General features: G+C 64.6%; 26 protein-coding genes and 2 tRNA genes. 25 read left to right on the top strand and 3 right to left on the bottom strand.

What is annotated here, in order from left to right; translation table 11 throughout:
* Positions 1–103 precede the first annotated feature (103 nt).
* From VMV82_00140 to rplA, 7 genes are all read left to right on the top strand, one after another.
* Positions 104–178, top strand: a tRNA-Arg gene (locus VMV82_00140).
* A gap of 173 nt (positions 179–351) precedes the next feature.
* Entirely contained in the window at positions 352–516 is a 165-nt protein-coding gene (gene rpmG / locus VMV82_00135) for a 50S ribosomal protein L33 (GenBank protein HUY39966.1), read from the top strand.
* A gap of 25 nt (positions 517–541) precedes the next feature.
* Positions 542–617: transfer RNA gene (locus VMV82_00130), tRNA-Trp, on the top strand.
* A gap of 9 nt (positions 618–626) precedes the next feature.
* A complete protein-coding gene (gene secE, locus VMV82_00125; protein ID HUY39965.1) occupies positions 627–908 on the top strand; it encodes a preprotein translocase subunit SecE in 282 nt (93 codons plus the stop codon).
* 165 nt (positions 909–1,073) lie between these two features.
* The gene (nusG, locus tag VMV82_00120; protein HUY39964.1) at positions 1,074–1,586 is read left to right on the top strand and encodes a transcription termination/antitermination protein NusG; all 513 of its coding nucleotides are present in this window, start codon (positions 1,074–1,076) and stop codon (positions 1,584–1,586) included.
* A gap of 4 nt (positions 1,587–1,590) precedes the next feature.
* On the top strand, positions 1,591–2,016 hold the full coding sequence (rplK, locus tag VMV82_00115; protein HUY39963.1) for a 50S ribosomal protein L11: 426 nt from the start codon (positions 1,591–1,593) through the stop codon (positions 2,014–2,016).
* On the top strand, positions 2,017–2,715 hold the full coding sequence (gene rplA / locus VMV82_00110) for a 50S ribosomal protein L1 (protein HUY39962.1): 699 nt from the start codon (positions 2,017–2,019) through the stop codon (positions 2,713–2,715).
* Here the strand turns inward: rplA and VMV82_00105 are convergent.
* Complete coding sequence (locus VMV82_00105; protein HUY39961.1) at positions 2,699–3,298, bottom strand: carbonic anhydrase; 600 nt, start codon at positions 3,296–3,298, stop codon at positions 2,699–2,701. The genes rplA and VMV82_00105 overlap by 17 nt on opposite strands.
* 218 nt (positions 3,299–3,516) lie before the next feature.
* On the opposite strand from VMV82_00105, the gene rplJ reads away from it, so the two are divergent.
* Genes rplJ through VMV82_00075 form a run of 6 tightly spaced genes read left to right on the top strand, consistent with a single transcriptional unit; the run spans position 3,517 to position 6,771 of the window.
* Positions 3,517–4,044: a 50S ribosomal protein L10 gene (gene rplJ / locus VMV82_00100; GenBank protein ID HUY39960.1), complete on the top strand. Its 528-nt coding sequence runs from the start codon at positions 3,517–3,519 to the stop codon at positions 4,042–4,044.
* A gap of 26 nt (positions 4,045–4,070) precedes the next feature.
* Entirely contained in the window at positions 4,071–4,445 is a 375-nt protein-coding gene (gene rplL / locus VMV82_00095; GenBank protein ID HUY39959.1) for a 50S ribosomal protein L7/L12, read from the top strand.
* 9 nt (positions 4,446–4,454) lie between these two features.
* Positions 4,455–4,964 carry a hypothetical protein gene (locus VMV82_00090; protein HUY39958.1) on the top strand — a complete coding sequence of 170 codons (510 nt, stop codon included), beginning with the start codon at positions 4,455–4,457 and terminating at the stop codon, positions 4,962–4,964.
* A gap of 12 nt (positions 4,965–4,976) precedes the next feature.
* Entirely contained in the window at positions 4,977–5,591 is a 615-nt protein-coding gene (locus VMV82_00085) for a LemA family protein (protein ID HUY39957.1), read from the top strand.
* Positions 5,588–5,965: a TPM domain-containing protein gene (locus VMV82_00080; GenBank protein HUY39956.1), complete on the top strand. Its 378-nt coding sequence runs from the start codon at positions 5,588–5,590 to the stop codon at positions 5,963–5,965. Before VMV82_00085 ends, VMV82_00080 begins: the two co-directional genes overlap by 4 nt.
* 29 nt (positions 5,966–5,994) lie before the next feature.
* Entirely contained in the window at positions 5,995–6,771 is a 777-nt protein-coding gene (locus VMV82_00075) for a TPM domain-containing protein (protein ID HUY39955.1), read from the top strand.
* A gap of 89 nt (positions 6,772–6,860) precedes the next feature.
* On the opposite strand, the gene VMV82_00070 is transcribed toward VMV82_00075, so the two are convergent.
* Positions 6,861–8,969 (bottom strand): sodium-translocating pyrophosphatase, encoded by a 2,109-nt coding sequence (locus tag VMV82_00070; GenBank protein ID HUY39954.1) that lies wholly within the window; start codon positions 8,967–8,969, stop codon positions 6,861–6,863.
* A 56-nt stretch (positions 8,970–9,025) separates the two neighbouring features.
* Here VMV82_00070 and VMV82_00065 point away from each other — a divergent pair, with 56 nt between their 5' ends.
* From VMV82_00065 to VMV82_00050, 4 genes are read left to right on the top strand one after another with little or no spacing between them, the layout of a single operon-like run.
* The gene (locus VMV82_00065) at positions 9,026–10,216 is read left to right on the top strand and encodes an NAD(P)/FAD-dependent oxidoreductase (protein HUY39953.1); all 1,191 of its coding nucleotides are present in this window, start codon (positions 9,026–9,028) and stop codon (positions 10,214–10,216) included.
* Entirely contained in the window at positions 10,213–11,043 is an 831-nt protein-coding gene (locus tag VMV82_00060; GenBank protein ID HUY39952.1) for a protein-glutamate O-methyltransferase CheR, read from the top strand. Before VMV82_00065 ends, VMV82_00060 begins: the two co-directional genes overlap by 4 nt.
* The gene (locus VMV82_00055) at positions 11,027–12,061 is read left to right on the top strand and encodes a chemotaxis response regulator protein-glutamate methylesterase (protein HUY39951.1); all 1,035 of its coding nucleotides are present in this window, start codon (positions 11,027–11,029) and stop codon (positions 12,059–12,061) included. The genes VMV82_00060 and VMV82_00055 overlap by 17 nt, the downstream gene beginning before the upstream one ends.
* On the top strand, positions 12,049–12,843 hold the full coding sequence (locus VMV82_00050) for a FliA/WhiG family RNA polymerase sigma factor (protein ID HUY39950.1): 795 nt from the start codon (positions 12,049–12,051) through the stop codon (positions 12,841–12,843). Before VMV82_00055 ends, VMV82_00050 begins: the two co-directional genes overlap by 13 nt.
* Positions 12,844–12,875: 32 nt before the next feature.
* Here VMV82_00050 and VMV82_00045 read toward each other — a convergent pair whose 3' ends face one another.
* On the bottom strand, positions 12,876–15,836 hold the full coding sequence (locus VMV82_00045; protein ID HUY39949.1) for a hypothetical protein: 2,961 nt from the start codon (positions 15,834–15,836) through the stop codon (positions 12,876–12,878).
* A gap of 96 nt (positions 15,837–15,932) precedes the next feature.
* Between VMV82_00045 and ftsY the strand changes: the two genes are divergently transcribed.
* The 8 genes from ftsY (at position 15,933) to VMV82_00005 (ending at position 23,318) form a co-directional block, all read left to right on the top strand.
* A complete protein-coding gene (ftsY, locus tag VMV82_00040) occupies positions 15,933–16,853 on the top strand; it encodes a signal recognition particle-docking protein FtsY (protein HUY39948.1) in 921 nt (306 codons plus the stop codon).
* 152 nt (positions 16,854–17,005) lie between these two features.
* Positions 17,006–18,049 (top strand): recombinase RecA, encoded by a 1,044-nt coding sequence (recA, locus tag VMV82_00035; protein ID HUY39947.1) that lies wholly within the window; start codon positions 17,006–17,008, stop codon positions 18,047–18,049.
* A gap of 21 nt (positions 18,050–18,070) precedes the next feature.
* Positions 18,071–18,541 carry a regulatory protein RecX gene (locus VMV82_00030; protein ID HUY39946.1) on the top strand — a complete coding sequence of 157 codons (471 nt, stop codon included), beginning with the start codon at positions 18,071–18,073 and terminating at the stop codon, positions 18,539–18,541.
* Positions 18,542–18,596: 55 nt separating this feature from the next.
* Positions 18,597–19,283, top strand: coding sequence for a response regulator transcription factor (locus VMV82_00025; GenBank protein HUY39945.1), 687 nt, complete (start codon positions 18,597–18,599; stop codon positions 19,281–19,283).
* 10 nt (positions 19,284–19,293) lie between these two features.
* Complete coding sequence (locus tag VMV82_00020; protein ID HUY39944.1) at positions 19,294–20,370, top strand: HAMP domain-containing sensor histidine kinase; 1,077 nt, start codon at positions 19,294–19,296, stop codon at positions 20,368–20,370.
* Positions 20,367–20,903, top strand: coding sequence for a phosphoribosyltransferase family protein (locus tag VMV82_00015; protein ID HUY39943.1), 537 nt, complete (start codon positions 20,367–20,369; stop codon positions 20,901–20,903). The genes VMV82_00020 and VMV82_00015 overlap by 4 nt, the downstream gene beginning before the upstream one ends.
* Positions 20,887–22,203 (top strand): glycoside hydrolase family 125 protein, encoded by a 1,317-nt coding sequence (locus VMV82_00010; GenBank protein HUY39942.1) that lies wholly within the window; start codon positions 20,887–20,889, stop codon positions 22,201–22,203. Before VMV82_00015 ends, VMV82_00010 begins: the two co-directional genes overlap by 17 nt.
* Complete coding sequence (locus VMV82_00005) at positions 22,200–23,318, top strand: adenylosuccinate synthetase (protein HUY39941.1); 1,119 nt, start codon at positions 22,200–22,202, stop codon at positions 23,316–23,318. The genes VMV82_00010 and VMV82_00005 overlap by 4 nt, the downstream gene beginning before the upstream one ends.
* The last annotated feature ends 158 nt before the right edge of the window (positions 23,319–23,476 follow it).

The following is a 23,476-nucleotide window of genomic DNA, read 5'->3' as shown; positions in this document are numbered from 1 at the left end:
CGCCCTGCGGGTGGGCGGCCGCTAGTAAGCGCCGCAGGTTTCCATGCCCCGGCCGAAGGGCGGTTGCGCCGCAAACCCGCATAAAATGAGGCAAGGTCAGCGCGCGCCCGTAGCTCAAACTGGATAGAGCAGGGGACTCCTAAGCCCAAGGCTGGCGGTTCGATTCCGCCCGGGCGCACGAAAATCGCGGGCCTCCACACGCGGGTAGGGGCCTCGCTTACCCGGTCCTACTTCCTTGCCAGCGACAGGGCGCGATTCGGCGTCTTGCGTGCTCGGAGCCGCCGTGGTAGCATAGGGCGTTGAGCGGACCGAGGGGTCCGTTTTTAATGTCCTGCGACGGGGCCGAGGGAAGTGGCAAAAAAGGAAAACCGCGTGATCGTAGTGCTGGCATGCACGGAGTGCAAGCGCCGGAACTACAACACGCAGAAGAACAAGCAAAAGACGACGGAGCGGCTCGAGCTGAGCAAATACTGTCGTTTCTGCCGTTGCCACCGCCCCCATCGTGAGACGAGGTAGCGGCAAAGCCGTTCGGGAGTAGCGTAGGGCGGTAGCTCAATTGGTAGAGCGGTCGCCTCCAAAGCGACGGGTTGCGGGTTCGAGTCCTGCCCGCCCTGCCAGAAACACGCGTGAGACTTGGGGAACACATGAGCGAACAGAAGAAGAGCGCGATGGGACGCAGTCTTGCGACTGCCAATCGCCGAGCCGCAGCACTCGGCGGTGCGGACTTCTTTCGCGGCGTCATCGCCGAGTTGCGTCGCGTCACATGGCCGACGAGCGAAGAGTGGATCTCCGCAACGGTGTTGACCCTTGCGCTGGTAATCGGGATCGGCCTGTTCACCTGGGCGCTCGACCAGGCATTTGGATACATCTTCTCCTGGATTCATCCGAGCCTGGGAGGGGGAGTGTAAGTGGAACACCTGTTGCCCGAGCAAAATCCGTTCGGCGACGTCTTCGCGCCGACGGCAGAGCCCGAGCACGAACTGGGGCCCGTGCACGAGCCGGAAGTCGAGCAGGAGCAGGAAGCGGAATCGCCGGCGCAAGCTGCCCCGAAGGACGGGCGTAACTGGTTCGTCGTGCACACGTACTCCGGTTACGAAAACAAAGTCAAGGCGAATCTCGAGCGCCGTATCCACTCGATGGGCATGCAAGACAAGATCTTCCGCGTGCTCGTTCCGATGGAAGACGAAGTCGAGTTCAAAGACGGCAAGCGCAAGATCACGCCCAAGAAAGTCTTCCCTGGCTACGTCTTGGTCGAGATGGTCATGGACGATCAATCGTGGTTCGTCGTACGCAACACGCAAGGCGTGACGGGCTTCGTGGGCAGCCCCGGACCCGGCGAGAAGCCGGTTGCGCTGCAAGAGAAAGAAGTCAAAACGATTCTGAAGCAGATGGGCATCGAAGCTCCGAAGCTCAAGATCGACTTCAAGAAGGGCGATCGCGTGAAGGTGACGTCCGGTCCATTCTTCGATTTCACGGGCATCGTCGACGACATCCAGCCGGAGAAGGAGCGCCTGCGCGCGCTGATCTCGATCTTCGGCCGCGAAACGCCCGTCGAGTTAGAGTTCTTCCAGGTAGAGAAAGTCTAAAAGCATGGCAAAAAAGGTCGTAGGAAAAATCGGCTTACAGATTCCGGCCGGCAAGGCGACGCCCGCGCCGCCGATCGGTCCAGCGCTTGGCCCGTATAGCTTGAACATCATGGATTTCTGCAAGCAGTACAACGAACGTACCGCAGCGCAGGCGGGGATGATCATCCCCGTCGAGATCACGGTCTTTGAGGACCGGACGTTCACCTTCATTACGAAGACGCCGCCGGCGTCGTTCCTGATCAAGCAGGCGGCAAAGATCGAGTCGGGGAGCAAGGAGCCCAATCGTAACAAGGTCGGCAAGCTAACGCACGCGCAGCTCGAAGAGATCGCGAAGATCAAGATGCCCGATCTCAACGCGAACGAAATCGAAGCTGCAAAGAAGATCATCGCGGGGACGGCGCGCTCGATGGGCGTCGAGGTGGAGGGCTAGATGCGGCAGCACGGCAAGCGCATGCGCGCGCTCCTGACGGACTTCGATCGCGAACGGCAGTTTGCGCCGAGCGAAGCGGTCGCTCTCGTGAAGAAGCACGCGAATGCGAAGTTCAACGAGACCGTCGAAGCGCACATCCGCCTCGGTATCGATCCGAAAAAAAGCGATCAGACGGTTCGCGGCACGGTGCTCTTGCCGCATGGTACGGGGCAGACCGTACGCGTCATCGCGTTCGCGAAGGGTGACAAAGCCAAGGAAGCGCGCGAGGCCGGTGCCGACGAAATCGGCGATCAGGACCTGATCGACAAAGTGAAGGGCGGGTTTGACGCATTCGACGTCGCGGTGGCAACGCCGGATATGATGGCGCAGGTCGGCAAAGAGCTCGGCCGCACGCTCGCGACGAAGATGCCCAACCCCAAGGCGGGAACCGTGTCGCCGAATATCGGTGCTGCGATTCGTGACATCAAGGCCGGCAAAGTCGAGTTCCGCGTCGACAAAGCCGGCATCATTCACACCATCGTCGGCAAGGCGAGCTTCGAGGAGGAGCAGCTGCTGGACAACGTCGGCACGTTGCTCGACGCAATCTTGCGCGCCAAGCCTCCTTCGGCAAAAGGAACGTACCTGCGCAGCGTCACCCTGGCCTCGACGATGGGCCCGGGCGTCAAAGTGGATCCGAATCGCATCAAAGCAACCGCGTAACGGCCCCGGTACGAAGATCGTAGACGCCGCCGGCGATTCCGGCGGCGTCTTTCTCTACTGCGGCGCGCAGGAGCGGCGAACGGCGTGGCAACGTCTGTACGACGAGACGTACGTTCTCTGCGACGGCGTTGTCGAGCCAATCGCCCTCGCCGCCCCGAGCCTGCTTCACCGCCGGCAGCAGCGGCGCAAGCGCCGGCGCGAGGTGCCCGGGAGGGCGCCGGCGGTCGTGCACGGAGTCGATCGCGATCCGCATCGCGCCGCAGCCGGTGTGACCGAGCACGAAGGCGAGCGGCGCGCCCAGCATCACGACGGCGAACTCGAGCGCCGCGACGGCGTCGTCGTCGAGCGCATTGCCGGGAACGCGTGCCACGATGAGGTTGCCGATATCCTGGTGGAAGACGAGTTCCGGAATCACGCGCGAGTCGACGCAGGCGAGAATCGCGGCGAAGGGCGTCTGTACCTCGGCGAGCTCCGAGCGCCGCGCCGAATCCGGCGGCAAAAGCGGCTGGCCGGCGAGCATGCGGGTATTCCCAGCGAGAAGGCGCTCGAGCGCGGCTGCTGCGGCGGGCGGGAGCGTTTGCATCGCGCCTCGCGGTTCGAGCGTTCCACGCCGTTGCCTCCTCGAGGCCAAGTGTGCTACTCTAGCCCAGGCTCCGAAGACCGCAGGTGGCCGTGAGGCCGTAAACTCGAACCGGGACCTGCCGAGGATGCGCAAGAGCAGGAGGCCCCGTTGCGGCCCTTCGATGCATGCGCCCCTCGCATCGGAGGGGCGCTTTTCATTCGTACGAGGAGTCGCTGGCGATGCCAACCGCACGAAAAGAGGCTGCGATCACCGACCTGCGCGAGAAGCTCGCGGGGGCCAAACATCTCATTCTCACGGATTACACCGGGCTCACGGTCGCGGAGATCACGCGGCTGCGCGGCGAGCTGCGCAAGGACGGCAACGCGTACGCAGTGGTCAAGAACACGCTCTTTCGCATCGCGGCGGGCGACGAGATGGCGGCGGCATTCGAGTCGTTTCTGGCAGGGCCGACAGGCGTCGTTTTTGCGAGCGACGATCCCGTCGCACCCGCAAAAGCGCTGAAAGCCTTCGCCGACACCGTCAAGAGAATCAACGTGAAAGCAGCCTTCATCGACGGACGGTTGGTGGATGCGAAGCAAATCGCGATTCTCGCGTCGCTGCCGTCGAAACACGAGCTCCTCGCAAAACTCGTCGGATCGTTGGCGAGCCCGATGCGCGGACTCGTCACCGTTCTCTCGGGCAACCAAAGCGGACTCGTCCGCGTGCTCAACGCCGTTCGCGAGCAGAAGCTCGCGGCGGCATCGTAACTCAAACTTCGACAACGAGGAAGGTCATGGCACTCTCAGATCTCATCGAACAAATCGACAAACTCACGGTGCTCGAGCTTGCGGATCTCGTCAAGCAGCTCGAGGACAAATACGGCGTCTCAGCCGCTGCCCCGGTTGCGATGGTCGCGGCCGGCGGTGCGGCAGCCGTAGCGGCTCCGGCGGCCGAGCAGACCGAGTTCGACGTCGTGCTCGCCGAAGCGGGTCCGGAGAAGATCAAGGTCATCAAAGCGGTGCGCGAGATTACGAATCTCGGCCTCACGGAAGCGAAGGCGTTCGTCGAGAGCGCTCCCAAAGCCGTGAAGGAAGGCGTCACGAAAGACGAAGCCGAGAGCACAAAGAAGAAGCTCGAGGAAGCCGGCGCCAAGGTCGAGATAAAATAGAGTCTCGGCATGAACGAGCATGCTGCGCAACAGACACTGCCGATAACGCTGGCGATCTACGCCGTCGTTGCCGTATTGCTCATCCGGCGCTACTCGCGTCCCATGCGCATCAGCATCGCGCGGATGTGGATCGGGCCCGTCATCTTTCTTGCGATGACGGCGCTGGCGATTTGGGGCGAGCAGCAGCAGGCGCCGACGCCGGCGCCGTTGATCAGTCTCGCGCTCGTGGCAGGAGCGGTGCTGGGCATTCCGCTGGGCATGCTGCGCGGAAAGCACACGACGGTTCGCGCTACCGAGCGCCCCGACGTGATGTACCTGGGGCCCTCGTGGATCGTCGCGGTGATCTGGCTCGGCGCGTTTGCAATTCGTGCGGGCTTGCGCATCGCCTTCATGGGTACGCTATACGCGGCACCGCTTGGCGACGGACTGCTTGCGCTGGCGATCGCGATGCTGGTGACGTCGTACTACGTCATCTACAAGAAGTATCGGGCGCTCGAGCACGAAGCCGGGCAGATATAAGAGGGAACTGATATGGAACAGCGACGCCCGGCCTATGCACTCTGGATTGTTCTCGGCATTCTCGTCGTCATCGTCCTCTGGGGCTTTGCAACCTACAACTCGCTGGTCTCGCTCGACCAGACCGTGCAGGCGCAATGGGGACAGGTGCAAACGGTCTACCAGCGGCGCGCCGATCTCATCCCGAACTTGGTCGCCACGGTTCGCGGTGCGGCGAACTTCGAGAAGTCGACGTACGTAGCGGTCGCGCAAGCGCGCGCGCAGGTCGGGCAGATCTCCCCGCAGGTGGTGCAGAACGCGCTGCGCAACCCGCAGGCCTTCGCCCAGTATCAGCGAGCGCAGGACACGCTCGGCACGGCACTGACGCATCTGCTGGCGGTCAGTGAGAACTATCCGCAGCTGCAGGCAAGCCAGAACTTCTTGACGCTGCAAGCGCAGCTCGAAGGAACGGAGAACCGCATCGCCGTGGAGCGGCGTCGCTACAACGAGGACGCGCAGGCATTCAACACGCGCCGCAACACCGCACCGACGGTCTTCATCGTCGGCCTCTTCGGGTCGCAGTTCGCCCCGAAGCCGTACTTCGCGGCGAACCCGGCCGCGCAGAGCGCGCCCCAAGTCAACTTCCCGTGACGCGGCCCGAGCACGCGCGCATCGAGCGTGCGATCCGGGCCGCCGAAGCCGGAACGACGGGGCGGATCGCCGTCCGAATCGTACCGGACAAGGACGTTGACGCGTTCGCTCGTGCGAAGGCGGAGTTCGAGCACGCGGGCCTCCACGGGGCGCACGAGCGCAACGCGGCGCTCGTGCTCGTCGCGCCGGTTGCGCGAAAGTATGCGGTTTTGGGCGATCGCGACTTACACGAGCGCGTTGGCGAGACGTTTTGGCGCGACGTCGTCGAGGAGATGCGCCCCTACTTCGCGAGCAAAAACATCGCCGCTGCCATCGTGCACGCGGTCGAGCGCATAGGTAAAGAGTTGCAGGCACACTTTCCGGCGGCCGCCTGATGTTCGCCGCATTGCTTTTTGCTGCCGCGATGGCTGCACCGCCGACGCCGACAGCATACGTCACCGATACGCAAAGCGTGCTCTCTGCCCAGACCATCTCGCGCGTCGACGCGGAGCTTCGCGATTACGAACGCGCGACGGGCCACCAAGTCGTCGTCTATATCGGCGGCACGACCGGGGACGTGCCGCTCGAGCAATGGACGGTGCACGCGGCCGAGCGCTGGGGAATCGGACGAAGGCATCACGACGATGGAGCGGTGCTCTTCATCTTGATGCAGGACCACAAGGTTCGCATCGAGGTCGGATACGGCTTGGAGCCTTACCTCACCGACGCGCAGTCCTTTTGGATCGTCGAGAACGTCATCACACCGAGGTTGCGCGCCGGAGACGTCGACGGAGCCGTGCAAAACGGCGTCGACCACATGCTGACCACGATCACGCCGTCGTTCGCGGCGCGGATCGGGCACGCGGTCTCGGCTCCGGAAGCGAGCGCGAACGGTGCGAGCGGCGGACTCACCGGTCCGTGGCTTCCGCTCATCATCTTCCTCGGCTTCTTCTGGATCGTGCTGCTGATGGTGTTTGTCGCCGGCATTCGCTACCTCGTGACGTTCGTCACGCACGGCCCGGCTGCAGCTGCTAAAGCGTGGCACGACACGTGGATTTCCTCGCGAACCTCACACGGAAGCATGTTGTACTGGGGCGGTCCGTTCATCGGCGGCTTCGGTGGCGGCGGAGGGGGATTCGGCGGCGGATTCTCCGGCGGAGGCGGCGGCTTCGGTGGGGGCGGCGCCTCCGGCGGCTGGTGAGCCTACTGCGATTGGCTCGCGATCGCGATTTGCGCCTTCCCCCGGATGCCGTGATCGTTTACCGTCGAACCGGTGACATGAAAGGCGGCTTAGTGCGCGAGAAACCCGACCAGGAGCAAAGCGACGATGTTGAGGACCTTGATCATCGGATTGATGGCTGGTCCGGCAGTGTCTTTATACGGATCGCCGACGGTGTCGCCGGTCACCGCCGCTTGGTGCGCTACTGAGCCCTTCCCTCCGAAGTGCCCGTCCTCGATGTACTTCTTCGCGTTGTCCCACGCGCCGCCGCCGGTCGTCATCGAGATCGCGACGAAGAGCCCCGTGACGATCGAGCCGATGAGAATGCCGCCCATCATCTGCGCGCCCGAGTTGCCGGGCAGCACGTGCAAAACCGTGAGCGCGACGACGAGCACCGGAACGCCGACCGGAATGAGCGCCGGTACGATCATCTCGCGCAGAGCTGCGCGCGTGACGATGTCGACCGTGGTGCCGTAATCGGGCTTCGCCGTCCCTTCCATGATGCCGGGAATCTCGCGAAACTGGCGGCGCACTTCTTCGACGACGTAGCCGCCGGCGCGGCCGACCGCCTCCAATGCAAGCGAGGCGAAGAGATACGGCAGCAAGCCGCCGATGAAGAGCCCGGTCAAAACGTACGGATAGCTGATGACGAACGTTCCGGAAATCGCACTCGAGCACGCCGCCAGCGTTCCCGCGCCGTGGCAGCTGTGCTGCACCAGCTCCTGAATGAATGAGTTGAAGAGCACGATCGCTGCGAGCGCTGCGGAGCCGATCGCGTACCCCTTGGTCACGGCCTTGGTCGTGTTGCCGACCGCGTCGAGTGGATCGGTGCGGCTGCGAACTTCCTCCGGCATATCGGCCATCTCCGCAATGCCGCCCGCGTTGTCGGTGATCGGGCCGAAAGAGTCTATTGCAACGACGATACCGGCCAGCGAGAGCATTGCCATCACCGCGATGGCGACGCCGTACACCCCGGCGAGGCCGTAACTGACGAGAATGCCGACGACGATGACGAGCGCCGGAATCGCCGTGCCCTGCATCGACACTGCGAGGCCGGCAATGATATTCGTCGCGTGTCCAGTGGTGGATGCTTGCGCGATGCGGCGAACCGGATTGAACTGCGTTCCCGTAAAGTACTCGGTCACGAAGGTGAGCGCCCCCGTCACGAGGACGCCGACGAGCGCGCAGAGGAAGACTGCGAACGGCGAGATCGTCCCGGCGCCGAACACGACGCGCGTGATGAAGTAGAATCCGATCAGCGCGAGAACGCCCGCGACGATCATACCGCCGTACAAGCTGCCCATGATGCGCGACTTCTCGACTCTCCCCGCGCCCACGAACAGCGACCCGACGATCGAGGCGACGATCGAGATCGCGCCGAGCAGCAGCGGGAACGTCGTCGCGGCCGGCAGCGTGTTGCCGAAGATGAGGTGCCCGAGCAACATCGCGGCGACGGTCGTCACGCAATACGTCTCGAACAGATCGGCTGCCATGCCCGCGCAATCGCCGACGTTGTCGCCGACGTTGTCCGCGATGACCGCCGGATTGCGCGGATCGTCCTCGGGAATCCCGGCCTCGAGCTTGCCGACGAGATCGGCGCCGATATCAGCGGCCTTCGTATATATTCCGCCGCCCAAGCGTGCGAAGACCGATATCAGCGAACAGCCGAAGGCGAGGCCGACCATGGCCGCAAGCGATGTCGACGTATCGCCGTGGTTGACGTCGAGTAATATCGCGTAGTAGCCGGAGACGGCGAGCAGGCCGAGGCCGACGACGAGCATGCCGGTGACGGCCCCGCCGCGAAACGCGACGTGCAGAGCCTGCTTCAGGCCGGTGCGGGCCGCTTCGGCCGTGCGTACGTTCGCGCGTACTGAAACGAGCATCCCGACGAAACCGGCCGCACCCGAGAGGACGGCGCCGACCAAGAAGCCGACCGCGGCTTCCCATCCGAGCGTTGGGACGAAGAAGATGATGACCGCGAGTATGACCGCGACGATTGCCACGGTTCGGTACTGCCGCTGCAAGAAGGCCATCGCGCCTTCCTGAATCGCCGATGCGATCTCGCGCATCCGTTCGTTGCCCGTCGGTTGGGCGATGACCCAATAGATGAGCGCAACGCCGTAGACCAGAGCCAGAACACCGCCGGCCAGCCCTGCAATGATTGCTTGTTCAGGAGTCACCCGGCGGTGCCTACGATGAGCCGGAGAGCGAGTCCTTTCGCAGAAGAACCGTGCGAATGGAGACGGCGGAGTTAGTGATCGTCGGCTGCGGGCCGGCAGGCGCGACCGCGGCGCGCGAAGCCGCACGGGCCGGTCTGCATGCTGTGGTGCTGGAAAAGGACTCGACCGTCGGGGAGAAGCGCGTCTGCGCCGCCGGGCTGCGCCCGGGTTTCTGTGCCGAGTTCGATCTGCCGCGCGAGATCGTGCACTACGACACGCCGCGTCTGGCGCTTTTCGACATCCATGGCAACGAGCACGCATTGTACTTTGGACCCGGTCACACGACGACGCGCGAAGAGCTCGACGGCACGATCGCTTCTCTCGCGCAGCACGAGGGCGCCGAGATCCGAACGCAATCGCTCTTTCGCGAGCTTCGACCCGATGCGGGCGGCGTCGTCGTCGAGTACGCCGATGCACGTGATGGCGCGCGCAAGTATATTGCCGCGCGCAACGTCTTCCTCGCGCAGGGTGCGACGGCGGTGCTGGAACGCACGCCGCTCGCCTACGAACGCTGGCGCGACGGGCTGATGACGACGCTGCAGTACCGCGTCTATCTCGATACGCCCGCGATCGCAATCGCGTATCAGACCCTCGAGATGCATTACTATTTCGGACTCGAAGGGCGCCAGATCGTCGGTTGGATGTTTCCGAAACGCGATCACCTGGCAATCGGACTGGGCGTCATCGGAAAGATGGATGGTAGGAAGCTACGCGCCGAGCTTGATGCGTTTACGCAGCGCGTGCGCGAGCGCCTCTATCCCAACGCGCGCGTGCGGTGCGTGAAAGTCGAAGGGCATCTCCTCTACATGGGTGTACCGCGACCGGTGCTCGCGGCCGGGATCGCGATGGTGGGCGGCACTGCTGCCGGCCTCGTCGATGCGACGAACGGCGAAGGCATCTACGAAGCTGCGGCCAGCGGGCGGTTTGCAGCGGAATCGGTTCTCGCGCATCGTAACGAGCCGCATCGCGCTGCGATCCGGTACGAGCGCGCGGTGAAAGAACGCTTCGTAGGGCGGCTGCAGCGGCGCCTGAAACTGATGCACTTCCTCGAGCGCCGGCCGGAGCGCTTCGGCATGCTCTTCGAGCAGCTCTCGACCACACCGCGGCTACCGCAGATCCTCCACGGCGAAGCGCATGGGCGTACGCTGCGCGATCGCATCTTCCTCTCCGTGCAGATGACGCGCTTTCTGTTGCGCGCGGCGCGATGATCGAGGTCGCGAGCGACGATTTTCGAACGCTTCGCAATCGCATCCGTTCCCGCTTCGGCCTCTACTTCGACGACTCCAAAGAGTATCTGCTGCGCAGCCGTCTGCAGGCGCGCATGGTGACGTGCCGCGCCGAAACCTTCGCGCAGTATCGGGCCTATCTGGACGAAGGGCCGGCGGGCGAAGCGGAATGGGACGAGCTCGCATCGCTGCTCTCGAACAATGAGACGTACTTCCTGCGCGAACGCGCGCAGCTCGGCGTCCTGGCGGGCACGGTCCTCGACCAATGCCGGCGGACTGGCACTCGGCTCCGTATCTGGTCGGCGGCCTGCTCGACCGGTGAGGAACCGTATTCGCTTGCAATGAGTTTGCTCGAGTCCGGCCGAATTGGGCCAGTCGAGTGCTCGATATTCGCATCGGACTTGTCGCCTCGTGCCTTGGAGCGGGCCCGAGCCGGGTTCTATCGAGAGCTCTCCTTTCGGGCGACGCCTCCCGCGTTGATCGAAAAGTACTTTCGCCCGTTTGAAAACGGGTTCTTTATCGAGGAGCCGGTGAAGTCCATGGTGCGCTTCTCCCGGGTGAACTTGCTGGATCCGCAGGCGATGGCTCGCGTCGGCCCGCAGGACGCGATTTTCTGCCGCAACGTACTGATCTACTTCGATCGCACGACGCAGCTCGACGTCGCGCGAGCTTTCGCGACGCTGCTTCGTCCAGGGGGCTTTCTCTTCTTGGGACACGCGGAGTCGCTGATGCACGCGACCGACCTCTACGAGCCGGTGGTTACGAGCGAAACCGTCTACTATCGTCGCACGCATGCTGCACCGCATTAAGGTCCTCGTTGCCGATGATTCGGCGTTCATGCGGCGCGCGATCGTGGCCATGCTGGAGGCGCACGCCGACATCCATGTCGTGGCCACGGCACGTAACGGCGAGGAGGCGGTAGAAAAAACGTTCGCGTTGCGCCCCGACGTCGTGACGATGGACGTTGCGATGCCGGAGGTAGACGGCCTTGAGGCGGTGCGCCGCATCGTCGCTCAAGCGCACGTGCCGATTATCATGGTGAGCGCGCATACGCGTGCAGGTGCCGAAACCACGTTCAAGGCGCTCGAGCTCGGAGCGGTCGATTTTGTCGCGAAACCCGACGCTGCATACGCAAACATCGAGAACGTGGCTCTGGACCTCGTCGAGAAGGTTCGGGGTTGTGCGGGCCGCGCCCAGGTGCTGGTTCCTCCGCCGATCAAACGCGTTACGCGCTCGAGCGTCGAAGGAAAGCGCAGCGCATTCCACTGTGTGGCGATCGGCGCCTCGACGGGAGGCCCCGTAGCGCTCTCGCATCTCATCCCCGCGCTCCCCGGAGATTTTCCTGCGGCGGTGCTCGTGGTCCAGCACATGCCGGCCGGCTTCACGCCTGCGCTCGCCAAGCGTTTGGACGGCCTTTCGAAGCTGCGCGTGCGCGAGGGGCGGGAGGGCACGGTGCTCGAGCCAGGTGGTGTCACGATCGTACCGGCGGGCAGGCAGCTCGCCCTGCAGAATAGCGGCGGCCGCGTCAGCCTTCGGCTGCACGACGACGAAGGCTCGTTGCACGTTCCCAGCGTCGACGCGCTCGCATCCGAGGTCGCGCAGGCGTACGGCGCGGCGGGAATCGGCGTCGTGCTCACCGGCATGGGGCGCGACGGGGCGGACGGCTTGCGGCATCTCAAAGAGAGCGGCGGCTACGTCATCGGGCAGGATGAAGCGACCTGCGTCGTCTACGGTATGCCTCGAGCGGCGGCGCTTGCCGGCGTTGTCGACCGCGTCGCCCCGCTATCGGAGATACCGGAGATACTCTGCGGACTGTGCATTACGTAATCGGCGGCGTCGAGCTCACTCGAGAAGAGATCGTCCATAAGTATCTGCATCTCGTGAAGTATGTCGCGGGGCGTATCTCCGTCAGCTTGCCGCCGAACGTCGAGCTGAACGACCTCATCAACGACGGTGTGCTCGGCTTGCTCGACGCGATCGAAAAGTACGACGACGACCGTGGCGTGAAGTTCGAAACCTACGCGATCACGCGCATCAACGGCGCCATACTCGACGCCTTGCGCTCGCTCGACTGGGTCCCTCGCGCCGTCCGCCAGCGCTCGCGGGAACTCGAGCGCGCGCACCAGGAGCTCGAAGCCGCCCTCGGCCGTGCGCCGACCGACGACGAGCTTGCCGAGCGTATGGGGATCGACGTTAAGGAGCTTGCGCGCATCGTCCAGCGCGTGCGCGGCGGCTCGGTGTTGTCGCTCGAGGAGTTTCTACCGACAGAGAAGGGCCGCGAAATTCCGCTCGCAGATACGCTGCGAGACGATACGGGAGACATCGTCGGCGAGATCGAGCAACGTGAGGTCCGCGAGGAGTTGAGCGCCGCCGTCGACGACCTGCCGTCGCAAGAGCGGCGCGTGATCCGTCTCTACTACTTTGAGGGCAAGACGCTCAAGGACATCAAGGGCGTGCTCGGCGTCTCGGAATCACGCGTCTCCCAGATTCACGCGCAAGCCGTCATCCATCTGCGCAAGCGCCTCCAAGAGCTTCGCCGGGAGCTCGGCTACAGACCCGAGGACCCGAACGCAAAGCGCAAGTACGCGCGCAAACAAGCCTCCTCGTAGCCTGAGATACACTGCATCCCCGCCCGAACTCGTTACCTCAGTGCTCTCCATCGCGTGGCGAGGGCGTCGTATTGCGCGTGGTACGCGGTTGCCTGATCCATCTCGGGTTGCGTTGCCGGCTGGTACGACTGCCCGATGCGCCCGTAGAGATCCATGAGCTTCTCGCGCAGTCCGGCCGGACCGCTGAGATCTTCGACATTGCGCGGATCGTACGTGAGCCGTGCGCGAAACGCGAGCAGGCGCGCGCGCTGCGCGGGCGGCGCATGCTTCAAGCGCTGGTCGATGCCGTTGAGCATCGTGTCGACGCCGCCGATCTCGTCGAGGATCTGCCGAAGCACGTCGTGATGCGCTTGAATCTGCGCGATTGTCAGGTCATCTCGCGGATCTTCCTTTACGGTGACCTGCTGCTCGCGCGTCGTGCCGTTCGCGCGCACGCGCACGATGAAGGTTCCCGGCACGACGTCGGCTCCTTCGTCCGGCCCCTGGTTATCCTTGAAGGTTCCGTGCCACTTCACCGGTCCGTCCTCCGCGAGGTCCCAAGCAACCCGATTGAGACCGCGATTCCCCGGCGCGTCCTTGCCGCTCAGGTGCCGCACGACGCGTCCGCTCGCATCGAGAATCTCGATCGTCGCGTGGCGTGTCTTGCGCGCAAGCGAGTAGGTGATGAGCGCGCCGTACTCTGCGTTCGGCCCGACGAACTGACTGCTCGGCTGCCCGTGAAACGCGTTGATCGGCGGCATTGGGGACCAGCGGTAGGTGGTACGAATCGGGAAGAGCGTAAAACGCTGCGGATTCGCGGGATGCTGGAGCGGGGCGATATCGTCGAGTATCCACACGCCGCGTCCGTGCGCAGCCACGACGAGATCGTTTGCCGTCGGTTGTACGTGAAGGTCGTAAATTGCCGTGGCCGGCATGTTCAGGCGCAGCGATTGCCAGTGGCGGCCGCCGTCCCATGAGGCCCAAATGCCGCGCTGCGTGCCCGCGTAGAGCAGCTGCGCGTTGACCGGATCTTGACGGATGACCCGCGCGTAGAGATCGTGCGGCATGTTCCCGTCGATGGAGCGCCAGTGCGCGCCGTAATCGGTCGTCTCGAAGAGATGCGGCCCGTTATCTCCGAGCATGTGATTGTCCACGGCCGCGAATGCCGTTGCGGCGTCGAACGCTCCCGGCGATACCGTGGCGACGCGTCCCCAATGTGGGAAGATCGGCGGCGTGACGTTCGTCCACGTTGATCCCGCATCGCGTGTGAGCTGCACGAGCCCGTCGTCGGTTCCTACCCAATACAGTGACGGATCGAGCGCCGTCGTCTCGATGTCGAGGATGTTGTCGGCGGTCTCGGCACCGGACATGTCGGCGTCGACCGGTCCGCCCGGAATACCCTGATGCGCGCGATCGTTCCGCGTCAGATCCGGGCTGATGACGCTCCAATGCTGCCCGCGATCGGTGCTCTCGAAGACGACGTTGCCTCCGACGAGGGCGGCGCCGCTATGCGTGAACGCAAGCGGCGAATCCCAATTGAAGCGATAGTGCAGCGCTCTGGCCGGCAGGCTGCCGTTGCTCTCGGCGTCGGGGGAGACTTCGCTCACCTGGTGCGTGTGCGTGTTGTACAGATAGACCTGCCCCGTGTCGTTCGCCGTTGAGGTCGACCAGATGTCGTGATGGTCGAGCGGGTCGAACATCGCCCACATGCCGTCGCCGGGCGCAAACTGGAACCAATCGCGATTGAGCACGCCGATGCCGCTCGGGCTGTTCGCCCATCCGCACCACGAGTTGTCGTCCTGCAAACCGATGCAGACGTGATAGTTCGGAATCTCGTCGTCGAAGCTCACGTGATACGGCTGCGCGAAGGGAAGATCGTAGGGCTGCAGCCAGCGGTCGCCGCCGTCCTTGGAAAGAATCGCACCTTCGTCGCTGCCGACCGCGACGCGCGTACCGTCGTGCGACCACCAAACCTGATGGTAGTCCCAGCCCGCGTTCTCGGAGATCGCGTGGAAGGTCTTGCCGCCGTTCGTCGTCATGGAGAGGATGAGTCCGACGCTGATGAGGCGGTCGTTATTTGCCGGATCGACGGTGATGCGCGAGAAGTAGAAGCGCCGCGCTCCAACGAGCGGGCTGGGCGGCATCAGCCGCCACGTCGCGCCGCCGTTATCGGAGCGCCATAGTACGCCCGCGCGCGACTGCATGTCCGCATAGATGCGCCCGTGCGTTCCCGCGGCTAGGCCGATGCGCCCGACCGGCCCGCCGGGAAGCCCGTGGCCCGCGAGCTTATGCCACGTCATGCCGTTGTCGTCGGAGCGGAAAATCCCGCCGCCGGGTCCGCCGCTGATCATCGTCCAGGGCGTGCGGCGCAGATAGTACATCCCGGCGAAGAGCGTGTTGGGACTGTCGGGCACGCGCGCGAGGTCGGATGCCCCGACGCCCGCGTTGACGTAGAGCGTGCGCGTCCAATGCGCGCCGCCGTCCGTCGTGACGTAGATGCCGCGCATCGTGCTGTCGCGGAATATCTGCCCGAGAACGGCGACGGCGACGTGGCGCGGATTGCGGGGGTCGATCGAGATCGCCGAGATCGACCCGGCATCGTCGAGCCCCATGTGCCGCCACGTGGTTCCGCCGTTGCTCGAATGCCAGATTCCGTCGCCCTGCTCGACGTCGTTGCGCGGATTCGCTTCGCCCGTGCCCACCCAAACGTCGCTTGCATCGTGCGGTGCGAGAGCGATGGCGCCGATCGGTGCCACCGGCTCGTTGTCGAACACCGGCACCCAGCTCACGCCGCCGTCGGCGCTCTTGAAGACGCCGCCGCCGGCACCGCCCGCATAGTAGATCTTCGGGTTGCCATCGCTACCGACGACGGTCGTCGTGCGGCCGCCGGCTATGGCGGGTCCGATGTCGCGGTACTTCAAGCCGCCGAAGTCCATCGCAGCTCGTGCGGGAAGAGCGTACGCCATCGCCGTCAGGACAAGCGCCGCAAAGGCGCGCGAAGCAATCGTCGTCATGCCTGCCGCATACGCAATTCGGCTGCAATTGCCCTACACGCCCGAGCTCTCGACCCGCGAGGTGAAATCCCCTATCGGTCCAAGAGCGCAGCGACGATGAGTTTCCTTTCCCGGCTAAAGTCCACGCTGACGCGTGCGCGCGACGGTTTCGCCGCCGTTCGCGCATTGGGTCGCGAAGCCAGGCCGTTGGACTCCGCGTTTTGGGAGGATTTCGAAGACACGCTCGTGGCCGCCGACTTCGGCGTGCCCACGACCGAGAAGATCGTGCGCGGCCTCAAGACGGTCGCGACGCAAGAAGCGTGGTCCACGGGAGATCAGGCCGTCGCGCGATTTCGCAAAGACGTGGAGCGCTTTCTCACGCTAGGGCATACCGAGCTCGATCTGGACCGGCCGCCGGCAGTGGTTCTCGTCGTCGGCGTCAACGGCAGCGGCAAGACGACGACGATCGGCAAGCTCGCAAAACGCCTGCGCGACCGCCGAAAACGGGTGATGCTGGTCGCCGGCGATACGTTTCGCGCGGCCGCCGCCGAGCAGCTCGCAATCTGGGCGGAGCGGACCGGCAGCGAGCTCGTCCGCGGCGCCGAGGGCGCAGACCCCGCCGCGGTCGCGTTCGACGGTATCAAAGCAGGCAAAGCCAGGGGTATGGACGCGATCCTCGTCGACACGGCCGGCCGGCTGCAAACGAAGTCGAACCTCATGGAAGAGTTGAAGAAAATCCGCCGCATTATCGAGCGCGAGCTGGGAGCGCCACCTGCGGAGACGTTGCTCGTGCTCGACGGGACCACCGGGCAGAACGCGATCTCGCAGGCGCGGCTCTTTCACGAGGCGACCCCGCTGACCGGCGTCGTCGTCACGAAGCTCGACTCGACCGCGAAGGGGGGCGTCCTCGTCGCGATCGTCGAGGAGCTTGAGATCCCGATCAAGTTGGTCGGGGTCGGGGAGAGCCTGGAGGACCTCGAGCCATTCGAGCCTCGATCTTTCATCGAAGCCCTCTTCGAAGAGAGCCCCCTGGGCTAGGCGGATGGAGCGAACAGGAGTTCGATCCTCGAAGGACAAACCTGCCGCCTCAGACGTGGTGCCGAAGAAAGAGAGCCACACAGTTGGCACCGCAGCCGGATAGCGTGATGTGCGTACAAACATCACGCAGAGAAATGGAGTGAAAGATAGAGATGGCGCAAGACGAACGGCAGGTCGCCCTTGCCAACGCGCTCGCGCAGATCGAGCGGCAGTTCGGCAAAGGCTCGATCATGCGCATGGGAGATTTCCAGGAACGCATGGCAGTCGAGGTGGTTCCCACGGGCTCGATCGCACTCGACCTCGCACTCGGCGTCGGCGGCCTTCCGCGCGGACGCATCGTCGAAATCTACGGCCCGGAATCGAGCGGCAAGACCACGCTCGCGCTCCACGCCATCGCCGAGGCGCAGAAGAGCGGCGGTACCGCAGCCTTCGTCGACGTCGAGCACGCGCTCGATCCGAACTACGCCGCTGCGCTCGGCGTCGATCTCGAGGGATTGCTCGTCTCGCAGCCTGATACCGGCGAGCAAGCGCTGGAGATCGCCGAGATGCTCACGCGCAGCAACGCGGTCGACGTGGTTGTTATCGACTCCGTTGCTGCGCTCGTGACGAAAGCCGAGCTCGAGGGCGACATGGGCGACGCGCACGTCGGTCTGCAGGCGCGGCTCATGTCGCAGGCGTTGCGCAAGCTCACCGCCGCGATCTCCCGCAGCAAGACGGTGATGATCTTCATCAATCAGCTGCGTGAGAAGGTCGGCGTCATGTTCGGCAATCCCGAGACGACCTCGGGTGGCCGCGCGCTGAAGTTCTACGCGTCAATACGGCTTGACGTACGCAAGCTCGAGCAGATCAAGGTCGGTCAAGAGGTCGTCGGCTCGCGCACTCGCGTGAAGGTCGTGAAGAACAAGATCGCGCCTCCCTTCCGGCAGGCCGAGTTCGATATCACGTACGGGCGCGGCATTTCGAAGATGGGCTCGATTCTCGACGTCGCGCTCGATCAAAACGTCGTCGGCAAGAGCGGCTCGTGGTACACATATGGCGATCAGCGCATCGGGCAAGGCCGCGAGAACGCCAAAGCATTCCTCGAAGAGAACGCGGCTGTTGCAGTGGAGATCGAAGCGAAGATTCGCGAACAGCTCGGTAAGAACGTCTCGCGCAACGGCCACGCCACCGTGACCGTCGGCACCACCGAAGAGTAACAATCTCGAAGGAGGGCCGAGGTGTCCAAACGAGCCTTTGCCGCGGCATTGCGCCTGCTCGCGCGCTGCCGCCTCACTGAAGCGCAGCTCTGGCAGCGCCTCGCGCGCAAAGGCTACGACGACGAGGCGATTCGTGGTGCGGTCGCGCGCTGCAAAAGCGACGGACTGCTCGACGATCGTCTCTTCGCGCGTCTCTACGTCGAGGGGAGGCGTAAGGCGTGCGGCGATGCGCGGCTCGTGGGTGAGCTCGTTCGCAAGGGCATCGATCGGGACGCCGCGGCGAATGCGGTGCAAGCTATGGAGACCGGCGAGCGCGCGCGCTGTGAGGACGCGCTTGCCGCGCATCTGCGCAAGCGCCCAGTCGTGAGCTACCCTTTGGCTGCGAGGGGCCTCGAGCGCCTCGGCTTTCCGGCATCGCTCATCTATGTGGTACTGCGCGACCACGCAACAAACCACGGGCCGCTCCAGGGCGTCGAGCTCGAAACGCTCTAGTACGCTAGAACGGATCGCGTCTCCCCGCCGGCAACGATGGGTACCGTACCATAACGTGCCTCCTTCGCACATCGTCGTTGCCGAAGACGACGCATCGATCCGGGAGCTCGTCGCGCACCATTTCGAGCGCGAAGGCTACGCCGTCGTTGGGGTAGAGGACGGCTATGCGGCCCTGCGCGCCGGCCGCGAGTCTGCCGACGTGCTTCTCCTCGATCTCGGCCTGCCGGGGCTCGACGGCTTCGAGGTCGCGCGGACGCTGCGCAGCGAGGGCCACGGCGTTCCGATCGTCGTCCTCACGGCACGAAGCGACGAGATCGACCGCGTCGTCGGCCTCGAGCTCGGAGCCGACGATTACGTCTGCAAGCCGTTCTCGCCGCGCGAGCTCGTGGCGCGCGTGAAGGCACTGCTCCGACGCAGCGGCACGGCGCACGCAGAGATACGCGTCTGGCGGTTCGGACGCCTCGAGATCGACGAGCACGCGCGAGAAGCGCGCGTCGACGGCCGCACCGTTACGCTCAAACCCCGCGAGTACGCGCTGCTTGCGGTGCTCGCGCAGAACGCGGGCGTCGCCCTCTCGCGAGAACGGCTGTTAACGCGGGCCTGGGGTTTCGACTTCGCCGGCGACGAGCGCACCGTCGACGTGCACGTTCGCCGCCTGCGCGCAAAACTCGAAGAGCCATTTCACTTACCGCCGATCGTAGAAACGCTGCATGGCTTCGGGTACAAGTTCCATCGTTCATAAGGTGTTCTCGGTGCGCGCGTTGACGAGCGCGGCGGCTCGTGCGGCGCCGAGCAACGCAATCCCATTGCTCGTATTGCGCTTGCCCGAGTTTGCGGAGACGGCGTGGCAGAAGGGAACGCGAGCGGCACGTGCGCTCGAGCGTCGCACCGCCGTCGCGTTCCGTGCCGCGGCGCTGCGCATCGTGCGTGCAGAAGACGTCCTCGCGCACGACTGCGGCAGCGATCGGTTCTACGTTGCGGTCCTCGCGGGTTCTCGCACGGGGAGCACGCCAAGCCCGGCCGACTGCCGCCTCATGCTCGAGCGCCTCGTAATCGGCATCGCCAGGCAAACGGGCCGGCGCATGGAGAGCGGCTGGTGGGCGCTGGAGCGCGCAGAAGATACGCGCGCCGTCGATCGCGCCGCGACGCTCGCGCTGGAGCGGGGTGCGCGTGAGCGCGAGCGGTATGCATTCTTGACTGCAGTGGGGCACGAGCTGCGCACGCCGCTTGCCTCGATTCGCGGGTATCTGGAAACCGTACTCGACGGTGACGCGGATGCGGGGCGCGTGCGCCGCTTTCTCGAAACGGCGCGCCACGAGGCGTTGCGTCTCGGCAGAATGGTCGACGGCATGCTCGAGTTCTCGCTGCTCGACCTCTCACCGCCGGCTCTCGTCGCACAGAGCTGCGATGCTCGCGAATGCGTGCGCGCCGCGATCGACGTGCTGGCGCCTCTCGCGCACCGGTGCGGCGCCACGTTGGTAGACATAAGCGGCGCCGCTGCAACGGCGCGCATCGACGCCGACGCGTGCATGCACGCAGTGCTCAATCTCGTGGAGAACGCGATTCGTTACGGCCGCAAAAACGGCACCGTGCGGCTTTCTTGTACGGCGGCCGACGATACGGTCCTCATCGCCGTCGACGACGACGGCAATGGTTTTGGCGGGCAGATCCGCGGCCACGGTCTCGGCTTGACCATCGCGCGTACGATCGCCGAACGCGCGGGTGGAACGCTCCGCCTGGGCGTCTCACCGCTTGGGGGAACGCGAGCGCTCTTGCGTCTGCCTGCGGGGCGGAAAGATGATGCGGGGTGTCGTAAGAGCGCCGGGTGACCGTCCCGCAGACCGGCAGCGCTCTCGGCGAGATGCTCTTCGACGCGCAAGCCATCGCCGACCGCGTGCGGGACTTGGGCGCGCGCATCTCGCGTGACTATGCCGGTAGAGTTCCGATGCTCGTCGGTGTGCTCAACGCCGCTGCGCCGTTTCTCGCCGATCTCTCTCGTGCGGTGACGATTCCCGCGGAGTTCGACGTGATCGCCGTGACGAAATTTCGCGGCGAGCAAGGCATCCGTTTCGAGAAAGACATGGCGCACTCGGTGGAAGGGCGTGACGTCGTGCTCGTCGAGGATACGATCGACACCGGGCTCACGATGGGATACGTGGTGAAGACGCTTCGCGCGCGTCAGCCCGCATCGCTTGCGCTGTGCGTGCTCCTCGACCGCCCGCAGCGCCGGATCGGCGAGCTGACGATCGAGTACAAGGGCTTCGACGCGCCGGACGTCTACGTGGTCGGCTACGGTCTCGACTACCTGGGGCGTTATCGCGAGCTTCCGGCGCTGTACGCTCACGGTGCGCTTGCGCCGTAACGTCCTGCGCTGGGTACTCGTTGCCGCGAGCCTGAGCTTGGCGCTGCCGGCCTCTGCCGCGCCGGTCGATCTCCCCTCGATCCAGCATTTCGCGGAAAGCTATACGAGCACGAATCCGCATCTGCAAGCGATGCTTCGTGCGACGCTGCTCGATACCGCGAAGCTCGCGCAAACGGCACCCGACGGCACTGCCTACGTCATTACCGGAGACATCCCCGCCGAATGGCTGCGGGATGCGAGCGCGCAAGTGCGACCGTACCTCTACTTCGCGCGCCAGGATCCGGCAGTCAGGCAGCTCTTACGCGGGCTCATCGAGCGCATGGTACGCTACATCCAAATCGACCCCTACGCCAATGCGTTCACGCTCGATTACCGCGTCTGGGAGCAAAAGTTCGAGCTCGATTCCCTCTCGTACCCGATGACGCTGGCGTGGAGTTATTGGAAAACGACCGGCGACTCGACGGTCTTCAATCAGGATTTCGCCAAGGCGCTCGATGCGGTGCTCGTAACGATGGAGCGCGAACAGAATCATCCGCGCGACTCCCGCTACACGCATAAGGAGCTCTTCAACGGTACCGGACGCCCCGTAGCGTACACGGGCATGATCTGGACGGGTTTCCGTCCGTCGGACGACGCGTGCTACTATAACTTCCTTATTCCCTCGGAGATGTTCGCGGTGGTCGCGCTCGGCGACATGGCCGAGATCGAGCGCAGCGTCTATCATAACGTCATCAAGGCCAATGAAGCGCTCGCGTTGCGTGCGGAGGTGCAGCGCGGCATCCAAACGTACGGGTTGGTCTTCGTCCCGAAGTACGGGTACATGTACGCGTACGAGGTCGACGGTTTGGGACACGCCATTCTGACCGACGACGCGAACATTCCAAGCCTGCTGTCGGCGCCGTATCTCGGATACGCTACGCCGGACGATCAGTACTATCTCAACACGCGCCGCTTCTTGCTCTCGCAGGATAATCCGTCGTTCTACCAAGGGCGGTTCGCGCGCGGCATCGGGAGCTTTCACACGCCTGATAACTGGGTGTGGCCGCTGGCGCTCGTGATGCAAGGCATCACCGCGACGACGCAGGCTGAGAAAGAAGATGTTCTGAACGAGCTGCTCGCAAGCGATCCCGGCGACCATCTCTTGCACGAGTCGTTCGACGTGAACGACCCGGCACGATTCACGCGCCAGGACTTCGGTTGGCCGAACGCTCTCTTTTCGGAGTTCATCTTGACGCAGTTCGAAGGACGGCCGCTCATCCCGATGGGCGTCACGTCGGACTTGGAGTTCCGCTCCGAGTGAGCGTCGATGTCATCGTCGGCGTGCAGTGGGGTGACGAAGGTAAAGGGCGCGTCGTCGATTTCTACGCGCGCGACTACGACGTCGTCGCGCGCTTCGGCGGGGGCGACAATGCGGGGCATTCGTTGGTCGTTCGCGGGGAGACGATCGCACTGCGCCTCGTGCCGTCGGGGATTCTGCAGCCGCACACCGAGCTCTTCATCGGCGGCGGGTGTGTCGTCAATCCCCAGACGCTGATCGACGAGTTTGCCCTGATCGGCAAGCTCGGTGTCGATCCCCAGCGCGTCGCGATTTCGGATCGCGCGCACGTCGTCCTTGCCGCGCACGTGGAGGCGGATCTTCGGCGCGAGGCCGAGCGTGGGACGCAGGCGCTCGGCACGACCGGTCGCGGCATCGGCCCGGCGTACGCCGACCGCGCTTCGCGCGTCGGCGTCACGATGCGCCGCTTCTGCGATGAGGCGGCGTCGCCCGAAGCGAAACTGCTTGCGTCGCACGTCGTCGACGGCGCGGCGTATATCCACGAGCGACTCGAGCGCGGAGCTCGGATCCTCGCGGAGGGCGCGCAGGGAACGATGCTCGACGTCGTCTACGGAACCTATCCGTACGTTACCAGCTCGAGTACGATTGCGGGCGGAGCCTGTACCGGGCTTGGCATAGGACCGAAAGCCGTCGGGCGGGTCATCGGCGTCGCGAAGGCCTATTGCACGCGTGTGGGCGCGGGGCCGTTCCCGTCCGAGTTGGAGAATCGTGAGGGGGAGTATCTCAGAAAACACGGCCACGAGTTCGGAACGGTCACGGGCCGCCCGCGTCGCTGCGGGTGGTTCGATGCCGTCGCGGCGCGCTACGCCGTGCGCGTCAACGGCGTCGACGCGGTCGCGCTCACGAAACTCGACGTGCTCTCCGGTATGGAGCGCATCGGCGTCGTGACGGCGTATGCACCCGACGGCTCCGTCGAGACGCAGTACTTGGAGGGTTGGGCAGAGGACGTGCGCGGCGTTCGCCGGATTGCCGATCTACCGGGAGCCGCCGGCACGTACCTCCAGACGCTCCAGCGGTTTATGGGCGTTCCCGTCGAGCTCGTCTGCGTCGGGCCCGAGCGGGATCAGCTCGCGCGGTAGCCTAAGAGCTCTGTCGCCGAGCGCGTTTTAAAGCCCACCATGCAGGCAGCGCCACTCATTGCGCGGCAAACGCTCCGCGCCCTTGGCGCGCGCGCTCGACGGTGTCGTTGCGAACCAATGCCTCATGGCGACGATGGGATTCGTCGAGGGATACTACA

Source organism: Candidatus Dormiibacterota bacterium (assembly GCA_035532035.1).
Taxonomy (GTDB): domain Bacteria; phylum Vulcanimicrobiota; class Vulcanimicrobiia; order Vulcanimicrobiales; family Vulcanimicrobiaceae; genus Tyrphobacter.
Note: the sequence above shows the minus strand (reverse complement) of the source record. Positions and strands in the feature narration are given on the sequence as shown.